Origin of the sequence: Streptomyces showdoensis, assembly GCF_039535475.1 — a bacterium.
In the GTDB taxonomy this organism is placed as follows: Bacteria; Actinomycetota; Actinomycetes; order Streptomycetales; family Streptomycetaceae; genus Streptomyces; species Streptomyces showdoensis.
Genome location: NZ_BAAAXG010000026.1, coordinates 3395251 through 3407959, shown reverse-complemented (window position 1 = coordinate 3407959; position 12709 = coordinate 3395251). Strand labels below are relative to the sequence as shown.

Here is a 12709-nt window from a genome sequence, read left to right as displayed (position 1 = left end):
CGCATTTTTTCTTCTTCACTTCCGAACTTCCGAGAAGGACGACACCACCATGGCCGCGAACCGCTCCACCACCGCCGACCGCCGCGCCAAGATAGAGGAGCTGCGCCGCGCCGAGCAGGCCCGTGAGCGCCGCAACCGCTTCCTGACCATCGGTCTCTCCACCGTCGTCGTGCTCAGCCTCGTCGGCTTCGGCGGCTGGGTCATCACCAAGGAGAACAAGGAGCAGGAGCAGCAGGAGGCCGCCGCCAAGGCCCCCATCAAGGACGAGAAGTCCTGGGACGCCAAGAAGCTGGGCCGCAACCACGTCACCACGCCGGTGAAGTACGACATGAAGCCGCCGGTCGGCGGGGACCACAACCCGGTCTGGCAGAACTGCAACGGCGACGTGTACACCAAGGCGGTCAACGACACCAACGCGGTGCACTCCCTGGAGCACGGCGCCGTCTGGGTGACGTACAACAAGAAGGCGTCCCCCGCGGACGTCGAGAAGCTGAGCTCGAAGGTCAAGAAGACCCCGTACTCGCTGATGAGCCCGGTCGACGACCAGTCCGGCACCATCATGCTGAGCGCCTGGGGCAAGCAGGTGACCGTGGACGGCGCGGGCGACCCGCGGGTCGACGCCTTCTTCACCAAGTACGTGAACGGCCCGCAGACGCCGGAGCCGGGCGCCGCCTGCACCGGTGGGGTCGGTGCGGACGGTCAGGGCGGCGCCGGGATGGGCCAGTGAAGCTGAACCGTACGCAGTGGGCGTCCGTCACCGCCGTGGTCCTGGCGCTGCTGTTCGCCGGGGGCGCGGTCACCGTCGCCTCCGCGGACCGCGACAAGGCGCCGGCCACGCCGACGGCGGAGTCGGCGGACGCGGGCTTCGCCCGTGACATGGCCGTCCACCACCAGCAGGCCGTCGAGATGTCCTTCATCGTCCGCGACCGCACGAAGGACGAGGACGTGCGCCGCCTCGCGTACGACATCGCCAACACCCAGGCCAACCAGCGCGGCATGATGCTGGGCTGGCTCGACCTGTGGGGGCTGCCGAAGGTGCAGTCCGGCGTGGAGCCGATGACCTGGATGGACATGGGCGGCATGGCCGCGGGCGGCGAGGACGGCGAGCTCATGCCGGGCATGGCCACCCGCGCCGACCTCGACCGGCTGCGCGAGGCCTCCGGCCGGGACGCCGAGGTGCTGTACCTGAAGCTGATGACCGCGCACCACAAGGGCGGCATCCACATGGCCCAGGGCTGTGTCGAGCGGTGCGTGCCCGGGGTCGAGCGCGACCTCGCGCAGGGCATGGTCGACGCCCAGGAGTCCGAGATCAAGCTGATGGCGGACATGCTCAGGCAGCGCGGCGCCTGACCGCCGCCCCCTTGTGCCGATGCGCCGGCCCCCGTGACCCCAGCGGTCGCGGGGGCCGCGTCGTGAACGGACAATCGAGAGTGCTCGGGGACTTCCGTACGTACGACCGCGATCGGCGTCCGACGAAAGGTACGCACCCCATGACCACGGCGAAGGACATCATGCACGCGGGGGCCCAGTGGATCCCCGCACACGAGACGCTCGACCGCGCCGCCCAGCTGATGCGCGACCTGAACGTGGGCGCCCTGCCCATCGCCGACCGGAACGAGCGGCTCTGCGGCATCCTCACGGACCGCGACATCGTCGTGGGCTGTGTGGCGATGGGCCACGATCCCGCCAAGATCACCTGCGGTGAGATGGCCAAGGGCACGCCCCGCTGGATCGACTCGGGCGCGGACGTGGGGGCGGTGCTGGAGGAGATGCAGAGCCACCAGATCCGGCGGCTTCCCGTCGTCGAGAACAAGAAGCTGGTCGGCATGATCAGCGAGGCCGATCTGGCCCAGCAGCTGTCGGACGAGCAGCTGAAGGCGTTCTGCGCGAGCGTGTACGCCGCCTCCTGACCCGCTCCGGGGCTCCTACTCCCCGAGCACGGCCCGGGCCACGGCCTCCGGGTCGTCCAGCATGACCAGATGGCCCGACGGCTCGGCCGCCTCGTAGCGGGCGCCGAGCCGTCGGGCCAGCGCGCGCTGGCGGCGTTCCCAGCGGGCGGAGCCGTCGGGCGCGGCGAGCACGGTGACGGGGAGGCCCGGCGGCAGCGGCGCCCAGGCGCGCAGGGCGAGGAGTTCGGCGGCGACGGCGCCGTAGCGGGCGTTCTCGTCGAGGGTGCCGCGCAGCACCCGCGAGGTGCGGTAGACCCGGCGGACCAGGGCGGGCGGCGCGGGGTCGTGCCGTACGGAGAGCCGGCGGGCGGCCGGTCCGAGCGCGGCCGGGATCCCGGCGGCGGACAGCACGGCGCCCAGCAGGCGGGCGCGGGCCGGGGCGGTGCGGGAGGCGCGCGGACGCTCCTCGACGGAGGAGTCGACGAGGACGAGGGCGGCGGTACGGGCGGGGTGGAGGCGCGCGAAGGCCTCCGCGTGGAGGCCGGCGAGGGAGTGGCCGACGACGGTGGCGGGCCCGGGCAGCCGCAGGGCGTCGAGCAGGCGGGCGATCCGGTCGGCCTCCCCGGCGGCGGTGGACGGTCCGGCGGCGGGGGCGGAGAGGCCGTGGCCGGGGCGGTCGAAGCGGACGACGGTGCGGTGCGGGGCGAGCAGCGGGACGACCGGGTCCCAGTCGAACCAGCTCATGCCGAGCCCCGCGGACAGGACGCAGACGGGCCCGGAGCCGTCGACGACGACGTGGTGGGGGACGCCGCCGAGGCGGACGAAGAGGGGGGCGGGGGTCGTCATGGGCGCCGTTCCCTCGCCGGCCCGCCCCGGGCCCCGTACCGCCCTCACGCCCGCCCCCGCTCGCGCCACACCGACCCCGCCAGGACCGCCAGCCAGACCGCCACGAGGAGGACCTGGAGGCGTTGGCCGGCGCCCAGGGACCACATGCCCTGGCCGGCCTCGAAGGCGGCCACGGCGGCGAGGGTCCAGGCGGTGGCGGCGAGTTCCAGGGCGACGAGGGCGGGGCCGGTGCGGGCGAGGGGGCGCCAGAGGCCGTAGCGGCGGGCGGCCACGGTGAGGGCGACCATCGCGGTCAGCGCGCCGGCCATGGCGAGGCTGGAGCTGACGGCGTGGGCGGTGTGCGTGGCGGGCACGAGTCCGGCGGTCTCGCGCGCGGCGCACTCGGGGTCGGCGGTGGGGGTGCAGCTGAGCGGGAGGCGGGAGTCGACGGCGGTGGCGGCGCCGAAGAGCGCGAGGGCGAGCCAGCCGGCGAGCAGCCAGGGGCGGCGCGGGCCGGGTTCGCGCCGGGCCCAGGAGGTCCCGGCGCCGCCGGCCCGGCCGTGCCAGCCGGTGGCCGCGAGGCCGGTCAGCGCGCCCGCGAGGACGAGCAGCCCGGCCGTGAGGTCGGTGGCGCGGAACAGGCCGCCGAGGGGCTGGTCGGCGGCGGCGAGCTCGGAGACGTAGGTCCGGACCGGGTCGAGCCCGGTCTGGACGACGACTTCGAGCACCCAGGCGGTGTACGCCAGCGCGCCGAGCGCGAGGAGGACGGCGGCGGCGCGGGTGGCTTTCCTGGACACACTGGTCCTACGTCAGGGTGCGGCGGATGGTTCCCGGTGTTCCGGGTGGATCCAGCCCGGCTTGCGGTATTTGAGCAGGGCCGCCGGGATGGCGAGGCCGAGGAGGAGCAGGCCGCCGCCGACGATCAGGAGGTAGCGCCACAGCGGCTGGTCGCCGAACTGGTCGGGCGGTACGAAGCCGATGGCGAGGGCGGCGAGGGAGGAGACGAAGCCGACGGAGGCGACCCAGGTGACGGCGGGGACGCGGAAGCCGCGGTCCACGGAGGGCCGGGTCCTGCGCAGTCTCACGACGGCGACGAACATCAGCAGGTAGGCGATGAGGTAGATCTGCACGGTGATCACGGAGAACATCCAGTACGCGCTGGAGACGTCGTCGCTGAAGGCGTAGAGGATGCCGATCAGGGTGGTGACGACGCCCTGGGCGACCATGATGTTCACGGGGGCGCCGGCCTTGTTGAACCTCTGGAAGGCGGGCGGCAGATAGCCCTCCTGCCGGGAGAGCAGGACGAGGCCCCTGGCGGGTCCGGAGAGCCAGGTGAGCATGCCGCCGAGGGCGGCGCAGACCAGCATGACGCCGACGACCTTGGTCATCCAGCCGATGGAGAAGTGGTCGAAGAAGGCCTGGAAGGCCTGCATGAGTCCGGCGGTCAGGCTGAGCTGTTCGGAGGGCATCACCCAGGCGATGGCCAGGGCCGGAAGGATGAAGATCAGCAGGACGAGGCCGGTCGCCAGGAACATCGACTTCGGGTACTCGCGCTTGGGCTCGCGCAGCGAGGAGACGTGGACGCCGTTCATCTCCATGCCCGCGTAGGAGAGGAAGTTGTTGACGATGAGGACCAGGCTGGCGAGGCCGGTCCAGGGCGGCAGCCAGTGGTCGGGGCTCATGGGCTGCGCGGAGGGGTTGCCCTGGCCGAGGAAGACGATGCCGAGGGCGACGAGCAGGACGCCGGGGATGAGGGTGCCGACGATCAGGCCGAAGGAGGAGAGGCCGGCGATCGCCTTCGTACCGCGCGCGGAGATCCAGACCCCGGTCCAGTAGACGACGACGATGACGATCGCGACGTAGAGGCCGTTCTCCGCGAGGGAGGGGTCGATGACGTACGCGAAGGTCGAGGCCACGTAGGCGAGCAGGCTCGGGTAGTAGGCGATCGTCATGGCGAACTGGCACCAGACGGCGAGGAAGCCGAGCGGTTTGCCGAGCGCCTCGCTGACCCAGCGGTAGATGCCGCCCTCCCAGCCGGAGGCGAGCTCGGCGCCGACCAGGGCGGTGGGGAGCAGGAACACGATCGCGGGCAGCAGGTAGAGGAAGATCGCCGCGAGTCCGTAGATGGCCATGGACGGCGAGGGCCGCAGCGAGGCGACGGACGCGGTGGTCATGAAGGCGAGCGTCAGCCAGGAGATGAACTGCCTTCTGGTGCCGTCGTCCTGGCGGAGCTCCGCGTCGGTCACGGCGGCCGTGCCGGTGTTCCCAGCCGACTCTGCCGGATCGTCAGTGGTCGTCATGGGCCCATGATCAGCGGCCCGGACCGGCTTCGCATGTCGGCCGAAAGAGGCGGGAACCCGCGTGTTCCGGCCCTCGTGTGGATCACGAACACGTCTCGTTCACAAATCAACTGGTCTCTTCACATCCACCTGGCTTACGGTCATGACCTCCAGGGGTGGGGCGGTCTTGCCATGCCCCGAACCCTCTCGAAGGACACTGCATGACCATGCCCACCCACTCCCCCGACCAGCAGCCCTGGGGCGCCCCGGGGATGCAGCCCCCGGCCCAGCCCCGCAACGGGCTCGGCACCACGGCACTGGTGCTCGGCATCGTGGGCCTGGTCTTCGCGATCATCCCCTTCCTCTTCTGGCTGGGCGCGATCCTGGGCCTGCTGGCCCTGATCTTCGGCATCGTCGGCGCCTCGCGGGCCGGCAAGGGCCTGGCCACCAACAAGGGCATGGCCGTCACCGGCCTGGTCCTGGGCGCCGTCTCGGTCCTGGTCGCGATCGTCTGGACGGTCGTCATCGCCACCGCCGTGAAGGACGTCGCCGACGAGCTGGAGAAGGAGGGCGGCCTGAAGGGCGCCGCCAGCTCCTCCGCCGAGCCGAGCAAGGGCGCCGCCGAGCCCTCGGCCGACCCGTCCGACAAGGCCCCCGAGGCGCTGAAGTTCGGTGAGACCTTCACGTACGAGGACGGCATCAAGGTCACCGTCTCCAAGCCGCGCGCCCACAAGCCCGACGAGTTCGCGGCCGGTTTCACCAAGGGCAACAAGGCCTTCCAGGTGACCGTCACCATCGTCAACGGCAGCAAGGAGGCCGTCGACATCACGGCCGCCCTGCCGAACGCGAGCGACGCCAACGGCGCGGCCGCCGAGATGGTCTTCGACGGCAGCTACGCCACCAAGCCCTTCGAGGGCAAGGTGCTCCCCGGCAAGCAGGCCAAGGCCGACTTCACCTTCGGCGTGAAGCCCGACGCCGCCGGCGAGCTCCAGGTGGAGATCTCCCCGACCGTGCTGGACCACGACTCCGCGGTCTGGACCGGCCCGACGAAGTAGGGCCTGACGCCGCGCGAGAGCGGCACGGCAGCCGGACGGAATCCGGGGACGGCGGGCGCGGATCGCGCCCGCCGTTCCCGTTCCCCGGGCGTTCCCGGGCATTCCCCAGGACATAGCGTCGAATTGACGATTAGACTGGGGGGGGTGCCTCAACTACGCCTCGCCCTGAATCAGATCGACTCGACGGTCGGCGATCTCGCCGGCAACGCCGAGGCCGTCGTCCAGTGGACCCGGCACGCCGCCGAGCAGGGGGCGCACCTCGTCGCCTTCCCCGAGATGGTGCTGACCGGCTACCCCGTCGAGGACCTGGCGCTGCGCCCCTCGTTCGTCGAGGCCTCCCGGGACGCCCTGCGGGCGCTCGGGCGGCGCCTCGCGGCCGAGGGCCTCGGCGAGCTGCCGGTCCTCGTCGGCTACCTCGACCGGTCCGAGCGCGACCGGCCCCGGCTCGGCCGGCCCGCCGGCTCCCCGGAGAACGCCGCCGCGGTGCTGTACCGCGGCGAGGTGGTGCTGCGCTTCGCCAAGCACCACCTGCCCAACTACGGCGTCTTCGACGAGTACCGCTACTTCGTCCCGGGCGACACCCTGCCGGTACTCCGCGTCCACGGCGTCGACGTCGCCCTCGCCATCTGCGAGGACCTGTGGCAGGAGGGCGGCCGGGTCCCGGCGGCCCGCAGCGCCCGGGCCGGACTGCTGCTCTCGGTCAACGCCTCGCCGTACGAGCGGAACAAGGACGACACCCGCCTCGAACTGGTCCGCAAGCGCGCCCAGGAGGCCGGCTGCACCACCGCCTACCTCGCGAGCACGGGCGGCCAGGACGACCTGGTCTTCGACGGCGACTCGATCGTCGTGGACGCCGCGGGCGAGGTCGTCGCGCGCGCCCCGCAGTTCGCCGAGGGCAGCGTGATCCTGGACCTCGACCTGCCCGCCGCGCTCCCGGACGCCCCCGGGGGGACCGTCGACGACGGACTGCGGATCGACCGGGTGGTGCTCTCCGAGGAGCCGCTGCCGCCGTACGAGCGGGAGGTGACCGGCGGCTACGCGGAGCGGCTCGACGACGACGAGGAGGTCTACTCGGCGCTGGTCGTCGGCCTGCGGGCGTACGTCGCCAAGAACGGCTTCCGGTCCGTCCTGGTCGGCCTGTCCGGCGGCATCGACTCCGCCCTGGTCGCCGCCATCGCCTGCGACGCGGTGGGCGCCGCGCACGTGCACGGCGTGTCGATGCCCTCGAAGTACTCCTCGGACCACTCGCGCGGCGACGCCGCCGAACTGGCCCGCCGCACCGGCCTCGACTTCCGCACCGTCTCCATCGAGCCGATGTTCGACGCCTACATGGGCTCCCTCGGCCTGACCGGCCTCGCCGAGGAGAACCTGCAGTCCCGGCTGCGCGGCACGCTGCTCATGGCGCTCTCCAACCAGGAGGGCCACCTGGTCCTCGCACCGGGCAACAAGTCCGAGCTGGCGGTGGGCTACTCCACCCTGTACGGCGACTCCGTCGGCGCGTACGGGCCCATCAAGGACGTCTACAAGTCGGACGTCTTCCGGCTCGCCCGCTGGCGCAACCGGGCCGCCGAGGAGCGCGGTCAGGTCCCGCCGATCCCGGAGAACTCGATCAGCAAGCCGCCGAGCGCCGAACTCCGCCCGGACCAGGTCGACACGGACTCGCTGCCGGACTACGCGGTGCTGGACCGGATCCTGGAGCTCTACGTCGACCGGGACCGGGGCAAGGACGAGATCGTCGCGGCCGGCTTCGACGAGGAGCTGGTGGCCCGCACCCTGCGGATGGTGGACACGGCGGAGTACAAGCGCCGCCAGTACCCGCCGGGCACCAAGATCTCCGCGAAGGGCTTCGGCAAGGACCGCCGGCTGCCCATCACCAACCGCTGGCGGGAGACCCGCTCCTGACGGAGGCTCCGGCGGCCCGGGCCGCTCCGGCCGCCGGGCTCAGAGCTTCAGGCGGGCCGCGACCGGCAGGTGGTCGCTCTTCGTCTGGGGGAGGGTCCAGGAGGAGAGCGGCTCCACGCCCTTCACCATGATCTGGTCGATGCGGGCCATCGGGAAGGACGCGGGCCAGCTGAAGCCGAAGCCGTCGCCGGCCGCGCCCTGCGTGGAACGCAGCTGCGAGGTGACCGCGTTGAGGGAGCGGTCGTTCATGGTGCCGTTCAGGTCGCCGAGCAGCACGACCCGCTGGTGCGGGTCGTGGGAGATGGCCTCGCCGAGGGCGACGACGCTGTTGTCGCGCTGGTTGGCGGTGAAGCCGGCGTTCAGCTTGACCCGTACGGAGGGGAGGTGGGCCACGTAGACCGCCACCTCTCCGGCGGGGGCGGCGACGGTGGCCCGCATGGCGCGGGTCCAGCCCATCCGGATGTCGACCGGCCGGACCCCGCGCAGCGGGTACTTGCTCCACAGACCGACCGTGCCCTGCACGGAGTGGTACCGGTACGTGTCGGCCAGGACGCTCTCGTAGGTGGGCACCATGTCGCCCTTGAGCTCCTCCAGGGCCACCACGTCCGCCCCGGAGGCGGCGATCTGACGGGCCGTGCCCTCGGGGTCGGGGTTGTCGGCGTTCACGTTGTGGCTGACCACGGTGAGGTCGCCGCCGGACGCCGACTTGTCGACGATCAGGCCGCCGAAGAGGTTGACCCAGACGACGGCCGGCAGCAGCAGGGCGATCAGCGCGGTCGCGGAGCGGCGCAGCAGGGCCAGCACGAGGAGCAGCGGCACGAAGAGGCCGAGCCAGGGCAGGAAGGTCTCGGTCAGGCTGCCGAGGTTGCCGATCCGGTTGGGGATGTCCGAGTGGAACACCATCAGGAGCGTCAGCAGCACCGCGCACAGGGCGAGGAGGACGCCCCGGCGCCAGATGCCGCGGTCGCCGCGCAGCGACCGCAGGCGGTGGGCGAACCGGGAGGCGGGGCCCTTGTCGTGCGGCGCGCCGCCGTTCTCGGTCTCCGTCATGTCCACCCGCGTCATCGCTGCCGTCCTCACTGCCTTGCTCTGCGACCCGGTCTCGACCCTAGGCGATTCCGGTTCGGTCGTACTCCCCGAGGGACGACAGAGCCGCGTGGCGGGTTCCTGCACGTGGCGCGGGACGTACTCCTGTGACAGAACGCGCACATTCGTACGACTCGTCCCCGTGGGGTCAGTCGCGCGGGCGCAGGCCCTCCAGGACGGCGTCGACGACCCGCTCGGCGAGGTCCGGTTCCAGCGTGGCGCCGGGGCGGATGACGGTGCGCAGCAGGAGCGGGCCGGTGAAGAGGTCGTTGACGAGTTCGACGTCCAGGTCGTCGCGGATCTCGCCGAGCGCCATCCCGCGCCGGACCAGGTCCAGGCCGAGGAGGCGGCGGGGCTCGATGACGACCTGGTGGTAGGTGTCCCACAGCTTGGGGTACGCCTGCATCTGCGAGAACACGTTGTGCAGCAGCGCCGAGTTCCGCTTGGCGAGTCCGCGCCGCCGGATCGACTCCATGAGGACGACGAGGTCGCCCCGGACCGAGTCGCCGGGCAGCACCGGGTCCGGGGGCTCGACGGAGCGCAGGAGGTCGACGAAGAGCTCCTCCTTGCCGGGCCAGCGCCGGTAGATGGTGGCCTTGCCGACCCCGGCGGTGCGGGCGATCTTCTCGATGGACACCTCGGTCAGCGGCGTCCCGCCCTCCAGGAGCCCGATCGCCGCGTCGAAGATGGCCTGCTCCGCCGCCTCGCTCCGCGGCCGGCCGCGCCGCGCGGACCCGGCGCAGTCCTCGGCCGGGTCCGTCGCCCCTGCCCCGCCGTTCTCCCGCGTCACGTCCGCTCCGCCTCTCCGCCCGGGCCCCTCGGCCACCGTCGTCCCTGTCGTTACCTCGTCACCGATTCTCCCGCCTCGGCCCGGCCGGCGGGAACGGAGGCCCGCTCCGCGCCGGGCGCCGGGGTACGGCCGGGGAGGAAGACGGCGACGACGACCGCGCCCAGGAGGGCGACGGCGGCGGAGCCGATGGCGGTGACGTGCATGGCGTCGAGGAAGGCGTCGTACGCGGGGGCGACCAGGCCGCGCCCGGCCGGGCCCAGCTTCTCGGCGACCGCCAGGGTGGCCTCGATGGACTCGCCGGCCGCTTCGCGCAGGCCCGGCGGGACCGCGCCGAGGTGGCCCTCGATGCCGCCGCGGTAGGTGGAGGACAGGACGGAGCCGAGCACGGCCACGCCGAGCGCGCCGCCGACCTGGCGGAAGGTGTTGTTGATCGCCGAGCCGGAGCCCGCCTTCTCGCGGGGCAGCGCCTGCATCACGGCGACGGTGACCGGCGGCATGATGTGCGCCATGCCGGCGCCCTGCACGAAGAAGACCACTTCGAGGACCCAGATCGGGGTGCCGGCGTCGAAGAAGGCGAAGGCCCCCAGGCCCAGGGCGACGGCCAGCATGCCGGCGGTGCACACGGCCTTGGCGCCGAAGCGCTCGACGACGAGCCGGGCGCGCGGCGAGAACAGCATCTGGGCGATGGCGAGCGGCAGGATGAGCAGGCCGGACTCCAGGGCGCTGTAGCCGCGGACGCTCTGCAGGTAGAACGCGGAGAAGAAGGTCACGCCGAGCAGGGCGAAGAAGACCAGCGCGATGGCGGCGACGGCGGCCGAGAACGCGGGCTTGCGGAAGTACGAGATGTCGAGCGCCGGGTGGTCGGCGCGCTTCTCGTACAGCACGAATCCGGCCAGGATCGCGAGACCGGCCAGGGCGGGCACCAGTACGGTGACGTCGGTGACGCTCGCCAGCTCGCCGCCGCGGATGATGCCGTACACGAGCAGGACCAGGCCGAGGACGGAGAGGAGCACGCCGGGCAGGTCGATCCGGCCGGGCTTCGGGTCCTTGGAGTCGGGCACGAGCCAGGCCATGAGGACCAGCGCGAGCAGCACGACGGGCACGTTGACCAGGAAGATCGAGCCCCACCAGAAGTGCTCCAGCAGGATGCCGCCGGTGATGGGGCCGACGGCGATGGCCAGGCCGACGCTGCCGGCCCAGATGCCGATGGCCTTGGGCTGCTCGTCGCGCTCGAAGACGTTCATGAGGACGGCCAGCGTGGCCGGCATGACGAACGCGGCGCCGAGGCCCATCAGCGCCCGGTAGGCGATGAGCTCGCCCGGCGAGCCGGAGAGCGCGGCGAGCGCGGAGGCCAGGCCGAAGACGGTGATGCCGAAGAGCAGCACCTTCTTGCGCCCGAGGCGGTCGCCGAGGAGGCCGGAGGTGAACAGGAGCCCGGCGAAGACGAGCGTGTAGGAGTTGATGGCCCACTCCAGCTCGCTCTGGGTGGCGCCGATGCCGGTGGGGGCGGGGCTGGCGATCGTCTTGACCGCGACGTTCAGGATCGAGTTGTCGAGGACGACGATCAGCAGGCTGAGCATGAGGACGCCGAGGATCGCCCAGCGGCGGCGGTGCACGGCCTCGGGTATCCGGGGTGCGGCGAGTACGGGGGACGGCTGAGACATGCCCTCACCCTAAGCTCATTTCGATACGAGACCGTCTCGTATCGAAAAAGCTGACGTTTTCTTTACCGACCCGCCCACCGACGACCGCCGACGACCCCCGGCGGCACATTGCGCCGCGTTGCGGCGGTGTGAACAGCGCCACTCCGCCCCACTTCCCCGTCCCCCCGGCGAAGTGCCACCATGGACATGGTCCGGGGACGCCACAGGGCGCCTCGAGATGACAAAAGGAGCCGTTCACCATGACGCTTCAGGCTGCCCAGAAACCGCCCGCCGACAGCAGCAAGGCGCTGTACGGGGGGAAGGGCACCCGCCGCATCACCGTCCACGACATCGCCGCCGCCAAGACCCGCGGCGAGAAGTGGCCCATGCTCACCGCCTACGACGCCATGACCGCCTCCGTCTTCGACGAGGCCGGCATCCCGGTGGTCCTCGTCGGCGACTCCATGGGCAACTGTCACCTCGGCTACGACACCACCGTGCCCGTCACGATGGACGAGATGACGCTGCTCTCCGCCGCCGTCGTACGGGGCACCAAGCGCGCCCTGGTCGTCGGCGACCTCCCCTTCGGCTCGTACCAGGAGGGCCCGGTCCAGGCCCTGCGCAACGCCACCCGGCTGGTCAAGGACGCCGGCGTCGGCGCGGTCAAGCTGGAGGGCGGCGAGCGCTCGCTGCCGCAGACCGAGCTGCTCGTCCAGGCCGGCATCCCCGTCATGTCCCACCTGGGCCTGACCCCGCAGTCCGTGAACACCATGGGCTACCGGGTGCAGGGCCGCTCCGACGAGGCCGCCCACCGGCTGCTCAGCGACGCCAAGGCGGCGCAGGACGCGGGCGCCTTCGCCGTCGTCCTGGAGCTCGTCCCGGCCGAACTGGCCGCCGAGGTCACCCGCTCGCTGCACATCCCCACCATCGGCATCGGCGCCGGACCCGACACGGACGCGCAGGTCCTCGTCTGGACCGACATGGCCGGTCTGACCGGCGGCAAGGTGCCGCGCTTCACCAAGCAGTACGCCAACCTCCGCGAGACGCTCGGCGACGCCGCCCGCGCCTTCGCCGAGGACGTCGCCGGCGGGGCGTTCCCCGCCGAGGAGCACAGCTTCCACTAGAACGCCGCGGACCCTCCCGGTAAGAACGACAGCCCGCCGACCGTCCCCCGTCGGCGGGCTGTCGGCTTCCTCCGGCGTCCACGCAGACGTCCGCAGGTGTGCAGGCATCTGTAGGT

The 12709-nt window shown here is 72.1% G+C and carries 12 protein-coding genes; 6 read left to right on the top strand and 6 right to left on the bottom strand.

Translation table 11 applies throughout. From position 1 onward, the window contains the following. Positions 1 to 49 precede the first annotated feature (49 nt). From ABD981_RS28650 to ABD981_RS28640, 3 genes are all read left to right on the top strand, one after another. Positions 50 to 727 (top strand): thioredoxin-like domain-containing protein, encoded by a 678-nt coding sequence (locus tag ABD981_RS28650; protein ID WP_046909884.1) that lies wholly within the window; start codon positions 50 to 52, stop codon positions 725 to 727. 2 nt (positions 728 to 729) lie between these two features. Then, positions 730 to 1350: a DUF305 domain-containing protein gene (locus tag ABD981_RS28645; RefSeq protein ID WP_046909937.1), complete on the top strand. Its 621-nt coding sequence runs from the start codon at positions 730 to 732 to the stop codon at positions 1348 to 1350. A gap of 140 nt (positions 1351 to 1490) precedes the next feature. After that, a complete protein-coding gene (locus ABD981_RS28640; RefSeq protein ID WP_046909883.1) occupies positions 1491 to 1910 on the top strand; it encodes a CBS domain-containing protein in 420 nt (139 codons plus the stop codon). 15 nt (positions 1911 to 1925) lie between these two features. Here ABD981_RS28640 and ABD981_RS28635 read toward each other — a convergent pair whose 3' ends face one another. The 3 genes from ABD981_RS28635 to gadC are packed head-to-tail and all read right to left on the bottom strand — an operon-like array spanning position 1926 to position 5014. Beyond that, positions 1926 to 2735, bottom strand: a complete 810-nt coding sequence (locus tag ABD981_RS28635; RefSeq protein ID WP_046909882.1) for an alpha/beta fold hydrolase — start codon at positions 2733 to 2735, stop codon at positions 1926 to 1928. A 44-nt stretch (positions 2736 to 2779) separates the two neighbouring features. Continuing rightward, complete coding sequence (locus ABD981_RS28630) at positions 2780 to 3511, bottom strand: DUF998 domain-containing protein (protein ID WP_046909881.1); 732 nt, start codon at positions 3509 to 3511, stop codon at positions 2780 to 2782. A gap of 12 nt (positions 3512 to 3523) precedes the next feature. Continuing rightward, on the bottom strand, positions 3524 to 5014 hold the full coding sequence (gene gadC / locus ABD981_RS28625; RefSeq protein ID WP_123954840.1) for a glutamate/gamma-aminobutyrate antiporter GadC: 1491 nt from the start codon (positions 5012 to 5014) through the stop codon (positions 3524 to 3526). Between the two features lie 200 nt (positions 5015 to 5214). Here gadC and ABD981_RS28620 point away from each other — a divergent pair, with 200 nt between their 5' ends. Together ABD981_RS28620 and ABD981_RS28615 are read left to right on the top strand one after the other, a co-directional pair. After that, positions 5215 to 6048, top strand: coding sequence for a DUF4190 domain-containing protein (locus ABD981_RS28620; protein WP_046909879.1), 834 nt, complete (start codon positions 5215 to 5217; stop codon positions 6046 to 6048). 144 nt (positions 6049 to 6192) lie between these two features. Then, positions 6193 to 7950, top strand: a complete 1758-nt coding sequence (locus tag ABD981_RS28615) for an NAD+ synthase (protein ID WP_046909878.1) — start codon at positions 6193 to 6195, stop codon at positions 7948 to 7950. Positions 7951 to 7989: 39 nt separating this feature from the next. Here ABD981_RS28615 and ABD981_RS28610 read toward each other — a convergent pair whose 3' ends face one another. The 3 genes from ABD981_RS28610 to ABD981_RS28600 form a co-directional block, all read right to left on the bottom strand. Continuing rightward, positions 7990 to 9015, bottom strand: coding sequence for an endonuclease/exonuclease/phosphatase family protein (locus ABD981_RS28610; protein ID WP_046909877.1), 1026 nt, complete (start codon positions 9013 to 9015; stop codon positions 7990 to 7992). A gap of 169 nt (positions 9016 to 9184) precedes the next feature. Beyond that, complete coding sequence (locus ABD981_RS28605) at positions 9185 to 9826, bottom strand: TetR/AcrR family transcriptional regulator (protein ID WP_046909876.1); 642 nt, start codon at positions 9824 to 9826, stop codon at positions 9185 to 9187. Positions 9827 to 9876: 50 nt separating this feature from the next. Continuing rightward, on the bottom strand, positions 9877 to 11490 hold the full coding sequence (locus ABD981_RS28600; RefSeq protein ID WP_046909875.1) for an MFS transporter: 1614 nt from the start codon (positions 11488 to 11490) through the stop codon (positions 9877 to 9879). Positions 11491 to 11729: 239 nt separating this feature from the next. Here ABD981_RS28600 and panB point away from each other — a divergent pair, with 239 nt between their 5' ends. Then, positions 11730 to 12593, top strand: coding sequence for a 3-methyl-2-oxobutanoate hydroxymethyltransferase (gene panB / locus ABD981_RS28595; protein ID WP_046909874.1), 864 nt, complete (start codon positions 11730 to 11732; stop codon positions 12591 to 12593). Positions 12594 to 12709: the final 116 nt, after the last annotated feature.

Bases quoted from the DNA above. Each gene is read 5' to 3' on its own strand.
- ABD981_RS28650 (WP_046909884.1), top strand. From the start codon at position 50: ATGGCCGCGAACCGCTCCACCACCGCCGACCGCCGCGCCAAGATAGAG.
- ABD981_RS28640 (WP_046909883.1), top strand. From the start codon at position 1,491: ATGACCACGGCGAAGGACATCATGCACGCGGGGGCCCAGTGGATCCCC.
- ABD981_RS28635 (WP_046909882.1), bottom strand. From the start codon at position 2,735: ATGACGACCCCCGCCCCCCTCTTCGTCCGCCTCGGCGGCGTCCCCCAC.
- gadC (WP_123954840.1), bottom strand. From the start codon at position 5,014: ATGACGACCACTGACGATCCGGCAGAGTCGGCTGGGAACACCGGCACG.
- ABD981_RS28620 (WP_046909879.1), top strand. From the start codon at position 5,215: ATGACCATGCCCACCCACTCCCCCGACCAGCAGCCCTGGGGCGCCCCG.
- ABD981_RS28610 (WP_046909877.1), bottom strand. From the start codon at position 9,015: ATGACGCGGGTGGACATGACGGAGACCGAGAACGGCGGCGCGCCGCAC.
- ABD981_RS28600 (WP_046909875.1), bottom strand. From the start codon at position 11,490: ATGTCTCAGCCGTCCCCCGTACTCGCCGCACCCCGGATACCCGAGGCC.
- panB (WP_046909874.1), top strand. From the start codon at position 11,730: ATGACGCTTCAGGCTGCCCAGAAACCGCCCGCCGACAGCAGCAAGGCG.